The organism is Streptomyces longwoodensis (genome assembly GCF_001514125.1).
Lineage (GTDB): Bacteria > Actinomycetota > Actinomycetes > Streptomycetales > Streptomycetaceae > Streptomyces > Streptomyces longwoodensis.
On record NZ_KQ948549.1, the window covers coordinates 468,864 to 488,326 of the forward strand.

General features: G+C 74.4%; 17 protein-coding genes. 7 read left to right on the forward strand and 10 right to left on the reverse strand.

What is annotated here, in order from left to right:
- Positions 1–44: 44 nt before the first annotated feature.
- Positions 45–542: a hypothetical protein gene (locus AQJ30_RS02095; protein ID WP_067227990.1), complete on the forward strand. Its 498-nt coding sequence runs from the start codon at positions 45–47 to the stop codon at positions 540–542.
- A gap of 16 nt (positions 543–558) precedes the next feature.
- On the opposite strand, the gene AQJ30_RS02100 is transcribed toward AQJ30_RS02095, so the two are convergent.
- Both AQJ30_RS02100 and AQJ30_RS02105 read right to left on the reverse strand, forming a co-directional pair.
- Positions 559–2,505 carry an N-acetylmuramoyl-L-alanine amidase gene (locus tag AQJ30_RS02100; RefSeq protein WP_067227992.1) on the reverse strand — a complete coding sequence of 649 codons (1,947 nt, stop codon included), beginning with the start codon at positions 2,503–2,505 and terminating at the stop codon, positions 559–561.
- A gap of 290 nt (positions 2,506–2,795) precedes the next feature.
- Entirely contained in the window at positions 2,796–3,932 is a 1,137-nt protein-coding gene (locus AQJ30_RS02105; protein ID WP_067227993.1) for an aminoglycoside phosphotransferase family protein, read from the reverse strand.
- 245 nt (positions 3,933–4,177) lie between these two features.
- Here AQJ30_RS02105 and AQJ30_RS02110 point away from each other — a divergent pair, with 245 nt between their 5' ends.
- A complete protein-coding gene (locus AQJ30_RS02110; protein WP_067227995.1) occupies positions 4,178–5,671 on the forward strand; it encodes a DNA-binding protein NsdB in 1,494 nt (497 codons plus the stop codon).
- A 93-nt stretch (positions 5,672–5,764) separates the two neighbouring features.
- Here AQJ30_RS02110 and AQJ30_RS02115 read toward each other — a convergent pair whose 3' ends face one another.
- Positions 5,765–7,201 (reverse strand): PP2C family protein-serine/threonine phosphatase, encoded by a 1,437-nt coding sequence (locus AQJ30_RS02115; protein WP_067227996.1) that lies wholly within the window; start codon positions 7,199–7,201, stop codon positions 5,765–5,767.
- A 374-nt stretch (positions 7,202–7,575) separates the two neighbouring features.
- Here AQJ30_RS02115 and AQJ30_RS02120 point away from each other — a divergent pair, with 374 nt between their 5' ends.
- Entirely contained in the window at positions 7,576–7,989 is a 414-nt protein-coding gene (locus tag AQJ30_RS02120) for an SsgA family sporulation/cell division regulator (RefSeq protein ID WP_067227998.1), read from the forward strand.
- 58 nt (positions 7,990–8,047) lie between these two features.
- Here the strand turns inward: AQJ30_RS02120 and AQJ30_RS02125 are convergent, their stop codons facing one another.
- Entirely contained in the window at positions 8,048–9,073 is a 1,026-nt protein-coding gene (locus AQJ30_RS02125; protein WP_067228000.1) for a Gfo/Idh/MocA family protein, read from the reverse strand.
- A 178-nt stretch (positions 9,074–9,251) separates the two neighbouring features.
- Positions 9,252–10,346: a baeRF3 domain-containing protein gene (locus AQJ30_RS02130; protein WP_067228883.1), complete on the reverse strand. Its 1,095-nt coding sequence runs from the start codon at positions 10,344–10,346 to the stop codon at positions 9,252–9,254.
- A 164-nt stretch (positions 10,347–10,510) separates the two neighbouring features.
- On the opposite strand from AQJ30_RS02130, the gene AQJ30_RS02135 reads away from it, so the two are divergent.
- Complete coding sequence (locus tag AQJ30_RS02135; protein ID WP_067228002.1) at positions 10,511–11,290, forward strand: alpha/beta fold hydrolase; 780 nt, start codon at positions 10,511–10,513, stop codon at positions 11,288–11,290.
- A gap of 7 nt (positions 11,291–11,297) precedes the next feature.
- On the opposite strand, the gene AQJ30_RS02140 is transcribed toward AQJ30_RS02135, so the two are convergent.
- Positions 11,298–12,884 carry an alpha/beta hydrolase gene (locus tag AQJ30_RS02140; RefSeq protein ID WP_067228004.1) on the reverse strand — a complete coding sequence of 529 codons (1,587 nt, stop codon included), beginning with the start codon at positions 12,882–12,884 and terminating at the stop codon, positions 11,298–11,300.
- Positions 12,885–13,155: 271 nt separating this feature from the next.
- Between AQJ30_RS02140 and AQJ30_RS02145 the strand changes: the two genes are divergently transcribed.
- Positions 13,156–13,836 carry a chaplin gene (locus AQJ30_RS02145; RefSeq protein WP_107119460.1) on the forward strand — a complete coding sequence of 227 codons (681 nt, stop codon included), beginning with the start codon at positions 13,156–13,158 and terminating at the stop codon, positions 13,834–13,836.
- A 345-nt stretch (positions 13,837–14,181) separates the two neighbouring features.
- Here the strand turns inward: AQJ30_RS02145 and AQJ30_RS02150 are convergent, their stop codons facing one another.
- A complete protein-coding gene (locus AQJ30_RS02150) occupies positions 14,182–15,414 on the reverse strand; it encodes an MFS transporter (RefSeq protein WP_067228007.1) in 1,233 nt (410 codons plus the stop codon).
- Between the two features lie 57 nt (positions 15,415–15,471).
- Between AQJ30_RS02150 and AQJ30_RS02155 the strand changes: the two genes are divergently transcribed.
- Both AQJ30_RS02155 and AQJ30_RS02160 read left to right on the forward strand, forming a co-directional pair.
- The gene (locus AQJ30_RS02155; RefSeq protein WP_067228009.1) at positions 15,472–15,858 is read left to right on the forward strand and encodes a MerR family transcriptional regulator; all 387 of its coding nucleotides are present in this window, start codon (positions 15,472–15,474) and stop codon (positions 15,856–15,858) included.
- A 209-nt stretch (positions 15,859–16,067) separates the two neighbouring features.
- Positions 16,068–16,349 (forward strand): DUF3618 domain-containing protein, encoded by a 282-nt coding sequence (locus AQJ30_RS02160; RefSeq protein WP_067228011.1) that lies wholly within the window; start codon positions 16,068–16,070, stop codon positions 16,347–16,349.
- A gap of 73 nt (positions 16,350–16,422) precedes the next feature.
- On the opposite strand, the gene AQJ30_RS02165 is transcribed toward AQJ30_RS02160, so the two are convergent.
- From AQJ30_RS02165 to AQJ30_RS02175, 3 genes are all read right to left on the reverse strand, one after another.
- Entirely contained in the window at positions 16,423–17,607 is a 1,185-nt protein-coding gene (locus AQJ30_RS02165; RefSeq protein WP_067228012.1) for an ABC transporter substrate-binding protein, read from the reverse strand.
- 87 nt (positions 17,608–17,694) lie between these two features.
- Positions 17,695–18,960 (reverse strand): PP2C family protein-serine/threonine phosphatase, encoded by a 1,266-nt coding sequence (locus tag AQJ30_RS02170; protein ID WP_067228014.1) that lies wholly within the window; start codon positions 18,958–18,960, stop codon positions 17,695–17,697.
- A 107-nt stretch (positions 18,961–19,067) separates the two neighbouring features.
- Positions 19,068–19,433 carry an STAS domain-containing protein gene (locus AQJ30_RS02175; protein WP_067228016.1) on the reverse strand — a complete coding sequence of 122 codons (366 nt, stop codon included), beginning with the start codon at positions 19,431–19,433 and terminating at the stop codon, positions 19,068–19,070.
- Positions 19,434–19,463 lie beyond the last annotated feature (30 nt).

Below are 19,463 nucleotides of genomic sequence, written 5' to 3' on the forward strand. Positions count from 1 at the left end.
GGCCCGCACGGCGTCGAGGGGCCCCGGACCCGTACCATGGCGGCATGTCGTTCCTCCGCCGCCGCAGCGCCACGCCCGCCGGGCCCGACTTCGACGTACTGGCCATGGACCCGGGCGACTGGCCCGGCAACCTCGGCGCCGGCCTGCTGCCCGCCCCCGACGGCAGCTGCCAGGGCGTCTACCTGCGCTACGACCTCTTCGGCGGTCGCGGCCCCGCGATGATCATCGGCAACCTGCCCGAGGGCTCCCCGGCCCGCGAGGTCGCCGAGGGCGAGGTGCCCTTCGAGGTGGCCCAGCTGCTCGTCGCACTGGGCAACGACGAGGAGGTGACCGTCGTCGGCATCGAGGACGTGCCCGTCATGCAGGGCGACAACCTGCTGATCGTGCGCCGCCTCAAGCTCTCCGAGGGCCGCATCTCCTGCGTCCAGTTCGACCGCAGCGACAACGTCCTGGTCACCATCGCGGCCTGGGACCGCCCCATCACGGACGACCTGTACGCCCTGCTGAAGCCGCTCCCGGCGGAGCTGTTCCAGCAGGGCTGAGGCCGCTCCCGCCGCGTCAGACGGCCGGGACGACGTCCACGTCGGCCGCCCGGACGAACGCCACCCGGTGGCCGTACTGGATCTCGTAGTACAGGTCCTTGCCGACGACCACCCGGTGCGAGTCGGTCGTGAAGGTGACCGCGTAGTAGTACTCACCCGGCACCCGGTCACCCACCACGTACCGCTGGCCCTTGGGCACCGTGTACCGCAGCGGCGACACCGCCTGCGCCGGGACGCCCTCGGGGTAGGCGGACGCCTCCGGGTAGGCCCGGCCGTACACGGGAATGCTGTCCCGCCCCTCCTTCGGCGTGATCACCAGGCCCGCCGCGGGAACCGCCGTCGGCTGCTCGGCCGGGTTGCGGAACCACGCCTTCTGCCCCAGGTACCAGATCGCCGTCCAGTCGCCCCAGCGGTCGGCCACCGCGTACTGCTGGCCCGTGGACACCCGCGAGGACAGGTCGTTGACGCCGGTCGTCGGGGTCGTGCCCAGGCCGATGTCCTTGATCAGCGGCGCGCTCTCGTCGTGGTCGGAGTACAGCCGCACCTCGCTGGACCCGTGCGCCGCGCACGGCTCGCCCGCGGTCGTGCAGCCCGTGTACACCGGCTGGTTGGCCGCGTAGTCCGGCCGGATCGTCACCACGGAACGGCTCTTGGTGGGTGTCGGCCGCAACGGGTGGCCCAGCAGCTGGAAGTAGTGCGCCCAGTCCCAGTACGGTCCCGGGTCGGTGTGCATGCCCGGCACGGTCGACGTGGTCGGCCCGGGCACCGTGTCGTGGCCCAGGATGTGCTGCCGGTCCAGCGGGATGCCGTACTGCGCGGAGAGGTACTTCACCAGCCGGGCCGAGGCGCGGTACATCGCCTCCGTGTACCAGGCGTCCGGCGCGGCGAGGAAGCCCTCGTGCTCCAGGCCGATCGAGGCGGCGTTCACGTACCAGTTGCCCGCGTGCCAGGCCACGTCCTTGGCCTTCACGTGCTGGGCGATGTGGCCGTCGGTGGAGCGCAGCGTGTAGTTCCAGGACACGTAGGTCGGGTCCTGCACCAGGTTGAGCACACCCTCCCAGGCGCCCTCGGTGTCGTGGACGACGATGTACCGGATGCGCTGCGAGGCCGGGCGGTCGCCCAGGTCGTGGTTGCCGTAGTCGTTGTCGCCGAACTGCTCGTAGGGCGCCGGGATCCACTCGCACGACACCGTCGTGGGGCACTCGGTGCCCTCCGCCGAGCCCGTGCGCAGCCCGGTGCGCCGCAGCTGGCGGGTGTCGGGCTCCAGGCCCGGCCGCGCGGCCAGGGCGACCGGCTCGCCGGAGTCCGTGGTGCGGCGGGCGCCGGAGCGGATCACGTCGTACACGTCGTCGGCGTAGGCGGCCGCGGTCGCCGAGTCGTCGGCGCCGGAGAAGCGGGCCACCGCGCCGTACCAGTCGGCCGGGTCGGCGCTGAGCGGTTCGCCGAGCGCGCGCTGCGCGGCGGCCAGCAGGGCGGCGCCGCCCTCGATGTTCGCCCCCGGGTCGGTGCGCAGGTCCGCGGCGCTCCGCCCGGTCAGCCCGGCGGCCTTCGGCAGGGTCTTCAGACGGGCGGGCAGCTCGTCGGCCTTGGGCAGCGTCAGCTCGGGCCGCAGGGCCGGGCGGGCGCTGTCGCCGCGCGCGTCCTCCGTCCCGGTGGCGTGGTGCTCGGCCGTGGCGAGCGCGGTGCGGGCGTCGGTGAGGTGCATGGGCCCGTACCCGCCGGTCACGCTGGGGGCTCCGGCGTGGGCGTCCCAGCGGGACTGGAGGTAGGAGACGCCCAGCAGAACGCTCTGCGGCACGTGGTACTCGGCGGCGGCGTGGGCGAACGCCTGCTGGAGGGTGCCGGAGGCGGACGGCTCCGCCGGCGACGCGCCCGAAGGGGCCGCGCCGAGCAGCGGCAGCAGGAGGGCTGCGGCCGCCGCCGTGCCGGCGGTTCTCCGGGTGGGGGTGAGGGATCCTCGCAAAGCGGCCTCCTGGAACGGGGGTGCGTGGGGGTGCGGGCGGGGCCGAGCGTGTCAGTGGTATCGGCTGGCCGACGATCCGTCAATCATGCCCACACACCGGTGATTTACCTCGTCACCAGGGGGTTCGGCGAGTTTCGTGGCGGCGGCCCGCGGGCCTGCGGCGCTTCAGTGGCTTACACCAATGGGGGTGCCATGAGCGGGCCTTCTGCCGCGGGCGGGCCCGGGGGAGTCCGGACGGACGGAGGTCCGTGGTGCGCCCTCGTGGTGGCGCAGCACGGACCTTTCGTCCCTCAGCGCGTGCCGACCGCGGCGCGCACCGCCCGGCGGGCGAGCTGGCAGTCGTCGTGCAGCCGTCGCAGCAGCAGCCGCTGCTCCTCGCCGGACGGCGCGGCGCCCGGCTGGGGCGCCCCGGGCGCCGTCGGGGCCGTCTCGTGCAGCGAGCGCTGCACGGCCGTCTCGTAGGTGCGGATCTCCCGGGTCAGCACCAGCATCAGGTTCACCAGGAAGGCGTCACGGGCGGCGGGACCCGCCGACTGCGCGAGCTGGCTGATCTGACGGCGTGCCACCGGCGCGTCGCCCAGCACCGACCAGAGCGTGGCGAGGTCGTAGCCCGGCAGGTACCAGCCCGCGTGCTCCCAGTCCACCAGCACCGGGCCGGCCGGTGACAGCAGGACGTTCGACAGCAGCGCGTCGCCGTGGCAGAACTGGCCCATGCCGTGGCGGCCCGCGCTCGCCGCGATGCCGTGCAGCAGCTTCTGCAGGTCGCCCAGGTCGCGGTCGGTGAGCAGGCCGAGCTCGTGGTAGCGGGAGACGCAGGCCGCGTAGTCCAGCGGCGCGTCGAAGCTGCCCGCCGGGGGCCGCCAGGCGTTGAGCCGGCAGATCGCGCCGAGCGCCGCCCTGATGTCCGCGCGGGGCGGGGCCTCCAGCGGGTGCCGGGTCAGCGCGGCCGCCCGTCCCGGCATCCGCTCGATGACCAGCGTGCAGTTGTCCGGGTCCGCCGCGATCAGCCTCGGCGCCCGCACCGGCGGGCGGTGCCGGACGAACGTGCGGTACGCGGCTATTTCGTGCCGGATGTGCTGCGACCAGGCGGGGGAGGGGTCCAGTAAACACTTGGCGACGGCCGTGCTGCGGCCGGTCGTGCCGACCAGGAGGACCGAGCGCCCGCTGCGGCGCAGCACCTGCACGGGCGCGAACTCCGGACAGATCCGGTGCACCGACGCGAGCGCGGTGCGCAGCTGGGCGCCCTGGGGACCGGACAGGTCGAGTCTCCCGCTGAGCGGTGGGGCCCCGAGCCCCGGTGGGCGGCGCTGGCGGCCCACCAGCGCGGGCGGCGCCGACCGCACGGAGGGGTCGAGGTAGGGGCCGGCGCCCTGGCGGGGGCGGAGCGGCCGGAGCGGTGCGGACACGGAGGACGATGCTGTGTACATGGGCGAAACAGATCCCTTCGTGTGCCTCGACATCGAATGCGCTGCCCCGGCCGGCCGCCCGGGTGCACCCTGGGGAAGTGCGTCCGTCATGTGACAAGCGACCGGGTCGGGGTGGCGCATTCCTACCTGACACCCGGTGTCCCGTGGCACACCATCTGGCGGACCCTGGCGAACCCTGGCGAATAGTCGCCCGGCAACTGTGCCGGGGCTACTGTCAACTCAGCCGAGAACCTGGGGGCTTTGACGTGAGCGGACAACCCAACACCCGCCTCGCGGACCTGTTCGGCCTGGCCGGCTGGTCCAAGGGGGAACTCGCGAGGCTGGTCAACCGGCAGGCGGCGGCCATGGGCCACCCCCAGCTGGCGACCGACACCTCGCGGGTGCGGCGGTGGATCGACACGGGCGAGATCCCGCGCGATCCGGTGCCGCGGGTGCTGGCGGCCCTGTTCACCGAGCGTCTCGGCCGTGTCGTGACCATCGAGGACCTCGGTCTGGTCCGGCACGGGCGCACGGGGAAACGGCAGGGCGACGGGAATGTGGAGCATCCCGACGGTGTGCCGTGGGCGCCCGAGCGGACCGCCGCGGTCCTCACCGAATTCACGGGAATGGACCTCATGCTCAACCGACGCGGCTTGGTGGGCGCGGGTGTCGCGCTCACCGCGGGCTCCGCACTCAGCAACGCCATGTACGACTGGCTGCACACCGATCCGACCCTGACCGCCGACGCTCCCGTCATCGACCGTCCCCTCCACGCCGACCCCGCCGGGTTCGACCGCTACGAGGCCGCCCCCGTCGGGCACGAGGAAGTCGAGGAACTGGAGCGCTCCGTCGAGGTGTTCCGCGCCTGGGACGCCGCCCGCGGCGGCGGCCTCCAGCGCAAGGCGGTGGTCGGCCAGCTCAACGAGGTGGGCGGCATGCTCGCCTACCATCACCCGCCGCACCTCCAGCGCCGCCTGTGGGGCGTCGCCGCCAACCTCGCCGTCCTCGCGGGCTGGATGTCGCACGACGTCGGCCTGGAGCCCACGGCGCAGAAGTACTTCGTCATCGCCGCGCACGCGGCCCGCGAGGGCGGCGACCGGCCCCGGGCCGGCGAGGCCCTGTCCCGCGCCGCCCGTCAGATGGTGCACCTGGGCCGGCCCGACGAGGCCCTGGACCTGATGAAGCTCGCCCAGTCCGGCTCCGGCGACCGGGTCCTGCCCCGCACCCGGGCCATGTTCCACACCATCGAGGCGTGGGCGCAGGCGTCGATGGGCAAGGGCCAGGCGATGCGCCGCACGCTCGGCCGGGCCGAGGACCTGTTCGTCGCCGACCGGGGCGACGTGGAACCGCCGCCCTGGATGCAGACGTTCAAGGCCGAGGACCTGTACGGGATGCAGGCGCTGGCCTACCGCACACTGGCCGAGTTCGAGCCGGGGGCCGCGGTGCACGCCCAGCACTACGCCGAGAAGGCGCTGGCGCTGCGGGTCGACGGGCGGGAGCGGTCGAAGATCTTCGACCACCTGTCCATGGCCTCGGCCTGCTTCATCGCCGACGACCCGGAACAGGCGGCGCGCTACGCCCGGCTGGCCCTGATGTCGATGGGCGCCAACTCCTCCCGCCGCACCTGGGACCGGCTGCGCCAGATGTACCGGCTCACCGCGCAGTACTCCACGTGCCCGAAGATCAGCGAGCTGCGCGAGGAGATCATGCTGGCGCTGCCCAGGACGAAGGGGAGCAAGGACGGTTCGGCGCCCGCGTGAAGGCGCCTCGTGTGCAGGCGCCCGGCGTGCACGTGTCAGGTGTGGAGGTGCCTGGCGTGAGGGTGCCCGGCGCGGAGTGCGGAGGGGAGTGGCTCAGGAGGTCACCCGGGCCACCAGCACGCACGCGTCCTCCGTCCGCGCGGTCCCGTCGAACTCGGCCACGAGCAGCCGTACGCAGTCCTGTGCGGTGCGCGCCCCGGTCAGCTCCGGGGCGAGGTCGAGGAGGCGCTGTGCGGCCGGTGTGCCGCCGTGCCCGGGCACCAGCCCGCCGGTGTGCAGCACCAGCAGGTCGCCCTCCCGCAGCCGCTCCTCGGCCTGTCCGTAGACGGCGCCCGCGGTGGCGCCGAGGAGCACGCCGTCCGGCGGGGCGAGCCGGCGCCCCGTCCCGTCGCGGAACAGCAGCGGGGCGGGGTGTCCGGCCTGCGCCCAGGTCAGGGTGCGGTCCCCGGGGCGGTACCGGCAGCACACGGCGCTGCCCAGGCCGGGCTCGGCGCCGCCGTCGAGCAACTGGTTCAGCAGCGTCATCAGCCGGTCGGGTCCGGTGCCGGCCAGCGCCATGCCGCGCAGGGCGCCGAGCAGCATCGCCGTGCCGGAGGCGACGGCGGGGCCGTGCCCGGTGAGGTCACCGACGCTCAACAGTGTCTGGCCGTCCGGTAGTTCGAGTGTGTCGCACCAGTCCCCGCCGATCGGTGAACCCGTCGCGGCGGGCAGGTGGTGGGCGGCGACGTCGAGCGAGCGGGGTCCTCGGTGGGGGAGCCGCAGGAAGCCGTGCCACGGGGGAAGGACGGCTTCCTGCAGCTCGACCCCGGTCCGGTGACCGGTCTGCGCCCGCCGGTCGGTCCGCGCCCGGTCCCGCCGGTGCAGCGCGTCACGGGTCTCGCCGACCGCCTGCCGGCTGCGGCGCAGCGCGCTGACGTCCCGCAGCACCGCCCACATCGCGGCGGCGCTGCCGTCGGCGGCGAGCACGGGTTCGCCCATCATGTGCACGGCGCGGACCTCGCCGCCGGCGCGCACGCGGAACTCCCCGTCGATGGGCCGGGCGTCGACGAGGCAGTCCGTCACCATCGCGGTGAGCCGTGGCCGGTCCTCCTCCAGGACCAGGGACGGCAGTTCGTCCAGGGTGAGCGCGGGGGCGGCCGGGTCGCGGCCGAGGATCTCGTACAACTCGCCGGACCACACGGCCTCGTCCGTCAGCAGGTTCCACTCGGCGCTGCCGACCCGGCTCAGCAGGGCGCCGCCCGTGAGCGCGGGTCCGGGGGCGCCGTCACCGTCGGTGTCCGGGGCGGGCGGGGCCGGGGGGCCCTCGCGCAGCTGGGCCAAGTGCTGGTCGAGGTCGTCGAGTTGGTGGAGGGCGAGGTCGTACAGGGCGCGCTGCCACCGCCCCTGCGGGTCCGCACCGTCGGCCTGCGCGTCGCGTCGTACGGCGTCCACCTCGCCCTTGAGCCGTCGCGTCTGCGAGATCAGCTCCTCCACCGAGCCGCGTCCGGGCGGCTGGGCGGCGGGGCGATCCGCAGAGAGGTGGGACGGCATGACGCGCTCCGATGCGGGGACGGCGGGGCCGGGGTGGGCGGGAGGGCCGTTACGACTGTTGCACAGCCCGCGACGCCGTGTAAGGGATTCGGCGACACACGATACGGTGGTGCTTCCGGCATATGCCAGGGTCTTCCAGGACCGTTCCGGGTGCGCTGGTGGCGTACCTCCGGGCCCGGGCAAGTCGTAGGTGGCGTACGCGACTTGGGGGACCCGAGGGGCTCGTCGGTCGACCGGCCAGGTGTTCGTCGCTCGCGCGTTCCAGGCGGGGTGCTCGCCGGCGGCGTGACCCGGTCGCTGAAGTGTGGTGCAGGTCACACGAATTGGGGGCCTCCGCAGTGTACGGAGCCGACCCCCTGCGTGCTCGTAGAGACATGGACATCACCCTTGAGCAATCCGCCCAGGCCCGGCTGATCACCGCCGAGGAGCGGGAGCTGCCCGTCGCGGCCACGCTGCGCTACGCCTCGGGCGATCCGCTGGCGGTCCACATCGACTTCCCGGCGGAGGTCAGCCTGGACGGCGAGTCCTGCACCTGGACCTTCGGCCGCGGGCTGCTGGAGGACGGTCTGGGCGGCTCGGCCGGCACGGGGGACGTGCGGATCTGGCCCTGCGGTCCGGAGCGCACGGTGCTGGAGCTGCACTCGCCGCACGGCCTGGCGCTGGTCCAGTTCGACACGGCCGCGCTGCACCGCTTCCTGCTGCGCAGCTACGCCGTGGTGGCGGCCGGCCAGGAGGACGTCGGCGCCGTCGTCGACCGCGGGCTCAGCGCCCTCTTCGACGGCGTCTGACCCGCGCCGGGTCCGCAGTTCCGCGCCCGGCCCGTCGCCCCGCGGCCGGGACGCTCGCTCAGCGGCCCGTGTCCGCGTACAGCGCCGGACGCGGGGCGAGTTCGACGGGGGTGCGCAGGCCGCTCTCCAGCGCGCGGACGCCGGCCTCGGCCACGGCGGAGGCCGCGTACCCGTCCCAGGCGGAGGGGCCGGTGACCCGTCCCTGCCGGGTGGCGTCCACCCAGGCCTGCACCTCGCGGTCGTAGGCGTCGGCGAACCGCACCAGGTAGTCCTGCGGCACCTCGGCGCCGGCCGTGCCCGCCGTGGTCAGCAGCAGGCCGTGGTCCTCGCCGGCGCGCGCGCTGCCGTGTTCGCAGACCGCCTCGCAGCGCACCTGGTAGCCGAAGCCGCAGTTGACGAAGACCTCGACGTCGACGAGGGCGCCGCCGTCCGTCTCGAAGAGCACGAACTGCGGGTCGAGCAGGCCCCGCGGCGCGCCGCCCGAGGGGCGCGGGCGCAGCACGGTCACCGCGGTGAGCTCCTGGCCGAGCAGCCAGCGGGCCGCGTCGATCTCGTGCGAGACCGAGCTGTCGATCAGCATGGCGCTGGTGAAGCCGGGCGGCGAGGAGACGTTGCGGTGCACGCAGTGCAGCATCAGCGGCCGGCCCAGGCGCCCGTCGTCCAGCACCCGCTTCAGCCGCCGGTACTCGGCGTCGTAGCGCCGCATGAAGCCGACCTGCGTGAGCCGCCGCCCGCCGCGCGCCTCCGCCTCGACCACGCGCAGCGCGCCCTCGGACTCCGGCACCATCGGCTTCTCGCACAGCACCGGCAGTCCGCGCGCGAGGGCCGCCAGTAGGGCCTCCTCGTGCGCGGGACCGGGGGAGGCGATCAGCACCGCCTCGACGCCGGGCGCGTCCAGCGCGGCCGCGGCCTCGGCGTGCACGGTGGCCCCCTCGATCCCGGCGGCCGCCTCCTTGGCCCGTGCGGTGTCGGGATCGGCCACGGCGGCCACCCTGGCCCCGCTCACCACCCGGTCGAGACGTCGTACGTGGTCGGCCCCCATGTGGCCCGCACCCAGCACGGCCACCCCCAGCAGCTCCGACACGATCCCGGCTCCTTCCCCAGCCCGCACCCACCCGGCCCGCGCGGCAGCGCGGCGCGACGGCCCTCAGGGTGTCATGCGCGCAGGCGGGGACGGCCGGTGGGCCCGGGGACCGGCCAGCGGCGCGGAACGGTGTCCGAGGACCGGGGCGGCCGGTGGCGCAACGCCGGTCAGCGGCGGGTCAGTAGCGCAGGACGCCCGCGATGCCCTGGGCGTCCCCGAGCGTGCCGTCCGGGACGAAGCGCACCTCGGCGCCGGTCTCCAGGCACTGCTCGACGATCTCGTCCACGATGTCCTCGCGGGCGTCGAGGTCGTCGCCGTCGGCCGGGACCAGGTGGTCGCCGGCGTCGCGCATGGTGACCCGGTAGTCCTCTTCCACGGCGAGCAGCCGCACCCGGCCCTCCCGGGCGCTCTGCCAGAGCTCGTCGACGCCGGCGGCGAACGTGCGGTGCCCGCGCGCGGCTTCGAGCTCACGGGCCACGGCCTCGTCCTGCCGCCGCGCCTCCTCCTCGAGCAGCGGGTGCACCGCCTGCCACACGGCCTCGGGCGTCCCGTGGGCGAGGCCGCCGTGCGCCAGGTGCACGGCGTCGCGGGCCGCGCCGCCGAACTCGTCCAGCAGGGACAGCGCGGCCGGCTCGCCGGTGACGAACACCGGCCGCGGGTTCTCGCGCAGCAGGCCGGTGAGCGCGGTGTCGGCGTCACGGAAGAAGTGCCGGGTGTCCTCGTCGCGGAAGGTGCTCGGCAGGTTGCCGACCCGCTCCAGCCGCTCGGCGTCGAAGTTCTCCTGGCTCCGGGTCAGCGGGAAGCCGGCGGAGCGCTCCTCGGTGACGTGCCCGGCGCCGCCGTTCCAGAGGGTGACCCGGTCGGCGGAGACCGACAGCACCCAGAACGGCCGGTCGGCGGCCTGCGCCGACACCAGGTTCCGGGTGAGGAAGGTGTCCGACAGGACCACCCGCTCGGGCACGGACCGTGCCAGCGTCCACACCTGGTGCTCACCCGGGGCGGCGAAGATGACCAGGCCGTCCTCGGCCTCCCTCAGGTCCACCTCGGACAGGGCCAGGTCGAGCTGCTCCACGACGTCCATGCGCCGCTCGCGGGTGACCGCCGGATCGGACTCCAGCTGCTTCTTCGCCGCGGCCACGACGTTGCGCAGCCGCACCGGGTCCTGAGCGGTGTCGGGTCCGCGGCGGTGGGTCGGCGTCAGCACGGACACCGCGGGGTAGGGCCGCGGGCGGCGCAACTCGGCGAGGGCGGCGGGGCTGAGTGAGTGCTCCATGCACAGCACGATAGGGCGAAGGGGTACAAACCGCCTCGGGATCATGGTCCCCCGCATCCGGGACGCGGTGACGCCGGACCCGCCCTCCGGTTACCGTACGCGTCAGTAACCGCCAGTGGCCGGCCGCCCGGCCCGGTCCAGGACCGCACCCGCAGGAGGCACCCATGCCGCAGCTCGACGTCGCCGGCGCCCGGTTGACGTACGACGACGAGGGCCCGCGCGACGGCGGCGGGGTGCCGCTGGTGTTCGTCCACGGCTGGACCGCCAACCGCCACCGCTGGGACCACCAGGTGGCCCACTTCGCCGAGCGGCGCCGTGTGGTCCGGCTCGACCTGCGCGGGCACGGCGAGAGCGGCGGGGCGGGCGTGCGGACCATCGGCGAGCTGGCGCGGGACGTCGTCGCCCTGCTGGACCACCTCGGGATCGAGCGCTGCGTCCTGGTCGGCCACTCGATGGGCGGGATGATCGCGCAGACCGTCGCGCTCGAACACCCCGAGCGCGTCGAGCGGATGGTGCTGGTCAACTCCATCGGCCGCATGGCCTACAACCGGGCGCGGGGCCTGCTGATGGCGGTGTCGGCCCTGGTGCCGTTCAAGGTGTTCGTGGCCACGAACATCCGGCGCGCCTTCGCGCCCGGCTACCCGCGCGAGGAGGTCCGGCGCTACATCAGGGACTCCGCGGACACCCCGCGTGAGGTGGTGATGACCCTGTACGGCGCCATGCGCGGCTTCGACGTGCTGGACCGGGCCGGGCAGATCCGCACGCCCACCCTGATGGTCCACGGCTACCACGACGTCCAGCTGCCGGTCGGGCAGATGCTCTGGCTGGCCACGGCGTACCCGGACGCCACCGTCCGCGTCCTCGACGCCGGGCACGAGCTGCCGGTCGAGAAGCCGGCCGAACTCACCGCCGTCCTCGACGCGTTCGTCACCGGGCGGAACTGACGGTCACTCAGTCCTCGCGCTCGGACAGGCACGAGCTTCCGCTGGGCGGGAGCGAGCCGTACATCAGGAAGTCGTTCACCTTGCGGTGCACGCACTTGGACGAGCCGTACCCCGTGTGCCCCTCGCCCTTGTTGTCCAGCACGACGGCCGACGGGCCGAGCCGCCGCGCGGTCTCCTCCGTCCAGCGGTAGGGAGTCGCCGGGTCGCCGCGGGTGCCGACCAGCAGCATCTTCGGGGTGTCGACGCGCTTCACCTCGTCGCGTATGTAGTCGGTGCCCGCGGGGCGGCCGTAGCACATCAGGACCTGGGTGAGCCGGTAGCGGCCGAACACCGGCGACACCTGCTCGTACTCGGCCCGCAGCCGGCGCAGGTCGGCGGCGATCCGCCCGGCGGCGGGGCGGTCGGGGTCGTCCGCGCAGTTGATCGCCATCAGCGCCGCCGGGAGGTTGTCCAGCGGCACGTCCTCCTCGTCGACGAGGGCGCCCGGGGTCGGCCGCGGGGAGCGCACGGGCAGCGTCATGCCGCCGGTGGCGAAGGTCACCACCCCGCTCGTGTCGCCGTTCTCCACCAGCTGCGACAGCGCCCGCTCCAGCGACGGCCACCACTCCTCGCTGTACAACGCCTGGCTGAGCGCCGCGACCAGGTCCTGGCCGGTGAACGGCGGCCCGAAGTCCGACGGCACCGGGTTCTCGTCGAGCGAGTGCACCAGCCGTACGACGTCGTCGCGGGCCGAGCGCGCGTCGGTGCCGAACGGGCACGCGATGTCCTTCACGCACCAGGCGACGAAGTCCTCCAGCGCGACCTGCTGGCCCGCGGCCCCGGCCAGCCCCTGCTCGGCCAGCGGCTCGGTCAGCGTGTCGACGCCGTCCAGCGCGATGCGGCCGACGCGGTGCGGGAACTCGGCCGCGTACACGGCGCCGAGCCGCGTCCCGTACGAGAAGCCGAGGTAGTTGAGCTTCTTGTCGCCGAGCGCCGCGCGCAGCACGTCCAGGTCCCGTGCGGCGTGCACGGTGCCGATGTACGGCAGGACCGGCCCGGAGTGCGCCGCGCACTGGTCGGCCGCCTTCTTCAGCTGCTCGAGCACGGTCCGCGGGTCGCCGAGGTCCGGCCGGCCCCCCAGGCTCGCCGCGAAGGCGTCCTCCTGGCCCGCCCCGCAGCTCACCGGGGAGGAGCGGCCGACGCCGCGCGGGTCGAAGGTGACCACGTCGTAGTGGTCGGTGAGGTCCATGAACTCCTTGCCGCCGTAGGCGAGCTGCGGGACCCCCGCGCCGCCGGGGCCGCCGAAGTTCAGGACCACCGAACCCTGTTTGTCGCCGGTCGCGCGGTAGCGGGCGAGCGCCAGGTCGAGCGTCCCCTTGCCGGGGTGCGCGTGGTCGAGCGGGACGGTGACCTTGCCGCACTGGAGGTCGGGGGGCATGTCGTCGCCCTCGCAGGCCGACCAGGTGATCGTCTGGTCGTAGAACCGGGACAGGTCGGGTCCGTCGCCGCTGTCGGCGACGGCCGTGGGCAGTCCCGCGGCGAGCAGGGTCAGCGCGGCGGCTCCGGCGAGCGCGCACCGGCGCACCGTGGGACGCGTCGACAGCTTGACCAGCATCAGTGCCTCCCGGACGCCCCGTCGTCGGTCGGGAACCGGCGCCCTCGCTCACGATAGGCGGGCTCGCCGGACCCCGCCTCCGGACGGGTGACGCAGCGCGACGTCCCGTGGCCGGGGGGCCGCGGTGCACCGGTTCCGCATCTTTTCCGACAGTTGGAGAGGGTAGCCACTCGATGGGGTGAAAGGGCGATCGGCCATTACTCGACCGGTTCGCCCGCGTTTTACCTGATGCGGGCGAGGGCCCGCGACGATGTCTGGAAGGCAGGGACCTATGAGACGGGTTGCCCGAAACGGGGTGATCGCCTTCGCCGCCGCCTCCGGCGCGATGGCCGTGGTGATGCCGGCGCACGCCGATTCCTCGGCGGACGCGGCAGCGGTCGGCTCGCCCGGCGCGGCCAGTGGCAACGCCATCCAGCTGCCGGTGGACGTGCCGGTGAACGTGTGCGGGAACACCGTGAACGTGGTGGGACTGCTGAACCCGGCGGCGGGCAACACCTGCGCCAACACCGGTGGCCACGACGAGCACACCTCGTCGGGTGCGGCCGCCGAAGCCGAGGCGGCCCAGTCGCCGGGCCTGCTCTCCGGCAACGGCGTCCAGCTCCCCGTCGACCTGCCGGTGAACGTCAGCGGCAACACCGTGGACGTCGTCGGCATCGCCAACCCGGTCATGGGCAACACGTCCGTGAACGGCCCCGGCGACACGCACGGCGAGGAGCCCACCGCCCCGGAGGAGCCCACGGCTCAGCCGCCCCGGCACGTGCCCCCGAAGCACGAGCACAAGCCCGGTGGCCAGGCCGCGTCCGGGGAGTGGACCGAGGCGCAGTCCGGAACGGTGACGGCCCTGGCCAGCACGGGTGCCGACGCCACGTTGCCCGCGCTGGCCGGCAGCGCGGCCATGATCCTGGGCGGAGTCGCCCTGTACCGGCGCTCCCGCACCACGGGCCGCGCCTGAGCGCACGCCGCGCACGAGGGCCCCGCCGGACGCACGTCCGGCGGGGCCCTCGGCCGTTCGGGTGCGGACGGGGCGCCTGGCGGTGCGTGCGCCGGGGTGGGGTGAGTCATCGGGTCGCGCCCGCGCCGGGGTGGGGCGAGGCTTCGGGTCGCGTCCCCGCCGGATCGGGGTGAGTCATCCGGTCGCGCCCGCACCGGGGGCGGGTGAGTCATCCGGTGGCGCCCGCACCGGGGGCGGGTGAGTCATCCGGTGGCGCCCGCACCGGGGGCGGGTGAGTCATCCGGTGGCGCCCGCACCGGGGGCGGGTGAGTCATCCGGTGGCGCCCGCGCCGGACCGGCGGCGGGTCACCCAGGGAGCCCGTGCTGGTGCCGAGTCGGCTGATCGTGCTCACGTCGCCCCGGGAACGCCGTGCGCCGGGCTCCCGCGACCACCGCCAGCGCGGCGACCAGCAGCGGCAGCGCCGTCCACGGCAGGGCGCCCGCACCCGCCCCCTCCAGGACGAGGCCCCCGGTCAGGGAACCGCCCGCGATGCCCGCGTTGTACACGGTCGCCTGGAGCGACGTGGCCACGTCCGCCGCGGCCGGCCCGGACGCGTCGACCAGCGCCGTCTGGATCAGGGTCGGCGCCCCGCCGAACGCCACGCCCCACAGGGCGACCGCCCCGAGCAGCACGACGGGCTCACCGGCCCACCGGCCCAGGACGACCATGACCCCCGCGCACAGCGCGAGCGCGGTCAGCAGGGCGAGCCGGGGGCGGCGGTCCACGAGCAGACCCGTCACCCAGATGCCGGCGACGGTCGCGGCCCCGAACACCAGCAGCACCACCCCGGTGCGCCCGAACCCCGACCGCGCGCTGAACGGGGCGACGTACGTGTACATCACCTGGTGGCCCAGCAGCAGGAACAGCGTCACCGACAGCACGGCCGGCAGACCCGGGAGCAGGGCGACCCGGGCGACCGGCAGGCGTCCGCCCCGCGCCTCACCGGGGAATCCGGGCACCCGCCACCGCACCCAGCCCAGCACGCCCAGCCCCGCCAGGGACAGCAGCCCGAACGCCGGACGCCAGCCCACCGCCTCCGCCAGCGCCGTCCCGGCGGGCACCCCGGCGGCCAGCGCCAGGGTGATCCCGGCCAGGACGACCGCGATGGCCCGGCCCCGCCGCTCGGCGGGCACCATCCGCGCCCCGTACCCGGCGAGCATCGCCCACAGCGTCCCGCCCATCACCCCGGCGAGGACCCGGGCCGCGACGGTGACGGAGTACGACGACGACAGCGCCACCACCGCGTTGCTCGCCGCGAAGCCCAGCAGGGCGCCCATCAGGACCGGCCGCCGGGGCAGCCCGCGGACCAGTGCGGTGACCGGGATCGCCGCCGCGAACGAGGCGACCGCGTAGGCCGTGACCAGGAATCCGATCCGCGCCTCGGGCACGCCGAGCGCCGGAGCCATGCGCGGCAGCAGCCCGGCGGGCAGCAGTTCGGTCAGGACGGCGGTGAAGGCGGCCGTGGCCAGGGCGAGCAGCCCGGACCAGGGCAGGGGAGCGGGCAGCGAGGTGCCCTTGACCAGGGGAGAGAGGGACATGCCACCATGGTCGGAGGTTCACACCAGTGTGAAGGCAAGCGCGGACCGGGAGGCCCCTTGAAGATCGGTGACCTCTCGCGGCGCACCGGCGTCCCCACCCGCCTGCTGCGCTACTACGAGGAACAGGACCTGCTCCACCCCGGCCGCGGTGGGAACGGGTACCGCGAGTACGGCGAGTCGGCCGTGCGGGACGTGCAGCAGATCCGCGGGCTGCTGGACTCGGGGCTCACCACGGAGATGATCCGCGCGATCCTGCCGTACCTGTCCGGGCCGGACGAGCTGATCCTGCCCGCCGAGCACCTGACCCCGCGGACCGCGGCGCTGCTCCAGGACCACGTCGACCGCATCCAGGCCCGGATCGACTGCCTGGCCCGCAACCGCGACCGGCTGCTCGCCTACCTCGCGGCGGTCCGGCCGGACGGCGGGGCGTCGTCGTCCGGCTGACGCGACGGCCCGGCCGGACCGGTGGTCTCCGGCACCGTGGCGTGGCTCCCGTGGTCGACCCGCCCCTTGGCGTCGTCGGTCGAAGGGGCCGCTGAACCGGCCGGTCACGGGTACAGGAAGCGGGTGCAGCGGGCCGTCCCGCCCGGGTCCGGGCGGGCGGACCGGAACGTGACGGCCGATGCGGCCGCGACCGAGGAGAGTGCCCGACGATGACTCAGCACAGCGACAAGTCCCCCGGCCCCGAGGAGCTGCGGGAGCGGGTCGAGCGGACCCGGGCCGAACTCGGCCGCACGGTGCAGGCGTTGGCGGCCAAGGCCGACGTCAAGGCTCGCGCGCGGGAGAAGGCGGCCGAGGCCGGCCGGCACGCGTCCCGCACGGCGGGGGAGTTGAAGGCCCAGGGCGCGCAACTGGCCCGGGACAACCGGACGGTGCTGCTCGTGGCCGCCGGCGTGGTCCTGGTGACGTGGCTGGCGCTCCGCCGCAAGGGCTGAACCGCGAGGGCTCCCCGGAAGCTGCCGTGGCGGCCGTCGGCCCGCCGCCCGGCGCCCGCCCCGGTCGGGCGCGCTACAGGCCGGCGATCGCGTTCCAGCGCTTGGTGAAGCCCGCCCGCTCCTCGGCCGTGATGTCCCGGGCGATCGCGAGCCGGCGCCGCATGGACGCGTCCGGGAAGATCAGCGGGTCCTCGGCGAGGGCGGCGGTGTCCTCGTCGGGGGACGCGGCGAGGACGTCCCGGGCGGCCGGGACCGTGCAGACGTAGTTGACCCAGGCGGCCAGCTCGGCGGCGACCTCCGGCTGGTAGTAGTGGTCGACCAGCCGCTCGGCGTTGGCCTTGTGCCGGGCGAGGTCGGGGACCATGAGGGACTCCGACCACAGCTCGGCCCCCTCCTCCGGTACGACGAACTCGATGTCGGGGTTGTCGGCGCGCAGCTGGATCACGTCGCCCGAGTAGGCCTGGCACGCCAGGACGTCCCCGCTGACCAGGTCCTTGGTGTAGTCGTTGCCGGTGAACCGGCGGATCTGGCCGCGCCGCACCTGGGTCTCGACCTGGTCGCACACCCGGTGGAAGTCGTCCGGCGTCCAGCGGGTGATGTCGACCCCGTTGCCCAGCATGAGCAGGGCGAACGCCTCGTCGAGCCCGGACAGCAGGGTGACCCGGCCGCGCAGGTCGTCGGCCCACAGGTCGGAGACGGTGCGCAGTTCACGGCCGAGCCTGCGGCGGTCGTAGGCGATGCCGGTGATGCCGGACTGCCAGGGCACGGTGTACGTGCGGCCGGGGTCGAAGGCCGGGGAGCGCAGCAGGGGGTCGAGGTACCGGGCGACGTTGGGCTGCCGGGCGCGGTCCATCTCCTGCACCCAGCCCAGCCGGACGAACCGCGCGCACATCCAGTCGCTGATGACGATCAGGTCGCGGCCGGTCGGCCGGTGGCCCATCAGTGCCGGGCTGATCTTGCCGAAGAACTCGTCGTTGTCGTTGATCTCCTCGACGTAGTCCACGGCGATGCCGGTTCGCTCCCGGAACGCGTCCAGGGTGGGGCGCCGGCCGGGGTGCTCGTCGTCGGTGTCGATGTACAGCGGCCAGTTGGCCCAGGTCAGCCGCATGTCGCGGGCGGAGGCGTCGTCGGCCGCGCGGTCGCCGGGCCGTACGTAGGCCGCGGGCACCCCGCAGCCGGCCAGCGCGCCGAGCGCGGCGGTGCCGCCGAGGGCACGCAACAGGGAACGCCGGGACGCAGAAGGGGGGTTGAGGGCCATGGCCGCAGCCTTCCGCCCCGCGACCGCCCCCGGCAATCGACGTCCCGTCGAGTGGAATCCCGTGCGTCCGACACCTTGTCGATCACGTCACGGGAGGGGCAGGCCGGTTCGGGCCGCTGCCTCGGTGGTGGTGTCGGGGTCGGGGCCGAGCCACTCGCACACCAGCACCGTGGCGTCGTCGTTCAGGCGGCCGCCGTGGTACTCCAGGACGGCGTGCACGAGGCGGCGCAGGGTCTCCGGCACGGGGAGGCCGTCGGCGTGGTGGCGGAGCAGGAAGTCCACGAACCGCTCCAGCCCGAACTCCGTGTCCCCCGCGCCCCGGGCCTCGGTGATGCCGTCGGTGTAGAACAGGAGCCGGTCGCCGGGCTCGAGCTGTTCACGGCACAGGCGCGCCTCCAGGCCGAGGTTGGTGCCCATGGGGTGGGCCGGCCTGCAGCGCAGCTCGCTGATCCACCGTCCCCCGCGGATGATCACCGGCGGGTGATGGCCGCGGTTCACCCAGGTCAGTGTGCCGGTGGTGGTGTCGAGGTCGGCCACGATCCCGGTCACGTAGCGGGTCTGCCCGTACTGTTCGATCAGGGCCCGTTCGATCCGCTCGGTGATCTCGACCAGTCCGGCGTCCTGGCGGCGGGAGTTGCGGCAGGCGGCCATGGCCAGGTTGGCGCTGAGCCCGGCGGCGGTGTCGTGCCCCATGGCGTCGAAGATCGACAGGTGCACGACCGGTCCAGCGGTCGCGTAGTCGAACGCGTCGCCGCTGATGCGGTAGGCGGGCTCCATCGCCGCGGAGATGACCACCCGGCCGTCGGCGTAGGTGCGCGGCGGCATCAGGTGCCACTGCATCTCCGCCGCGATGTTCATCGGCTCCGCACGGGTCAGCCGCGCGTAGACGTCACTGTGCCCGCGCTTGCTCACCAGGATCAGCGCGACCAGGGAGGCCAGCGCCACCATGTCCTGTCGGGTCCGCCCGGTGTCGTCGGCCGCGGTGATCCGCAGGACGCCGATGCGCTCGGTGCCGTCCAGCAGCGGCACCCACCACCGGTGCCCCTGCTCCCCGGTGGACCGGTCGGCCAGCACCTCCACGTACTGGTACGCCCGTCCCGGCAGCGTCCCCTCGACCTTCAGCTCGGCCTCCTCCCCGGGTCCGGCCTCGCCGGTGCCCTTGTCCCCGGTCAGCAGCCGCAGGACGTTGCCCTGCACGTCGGCGATGTAGATCGACACCTCGGTCAGCCCTGCAGCCGTCGCGTGCTCGGCCACCCGGGCGGGCAACGCCTCGAGGGGCATCAGGTGGCTGGCGGCCAGCAGGCCCTCCAGCATGCGCCGCGCGTCGGCCCTCGTGTCCTCCACCGCCGGCATCCTCTTCCCTCGTTGCCTCGACGCTTCCCGGAGACGGGTGCGTCCCTGCCAGTGTCCCCCCGGAAGCCGACTTCGCTCCGGCACCGGCCGGCGCCGCAGCGGCCGGGTCAGCCGGACAGGGCCTGTTCGAGGGTGGGGTAGCAGGCGATGACGCTGTCGACGGTGACCAGGCGGAGGACTTCCCGGACCGCTTCCTGCGGGGCGGCGATGCGCAGCCAGCCGCCCGCGTCGGCGATCTGCTGGTGGGCGGCGATGAACACGCTGATGCCGCTGGAGTCCAGGAAGGTGACCCCGCCGAGGTCCGCCACGATGTGCGCCGGGCGGGCGTCGTACGGGCCGAGGGCCTTGCGGAGCAGGTCCTTGGCGTTGTGGTCGATCTCGCCGTGCAGGGACACGACACGGATGCCGGCGGCGGTGCGCTGCTCGGCGCGGAGCCGCCGGGCGGGCCGGTCGGCGTCGTGGATGGGGGTCACCGTTTCCTCGGTGGGGTGAGGGCCGTGGTC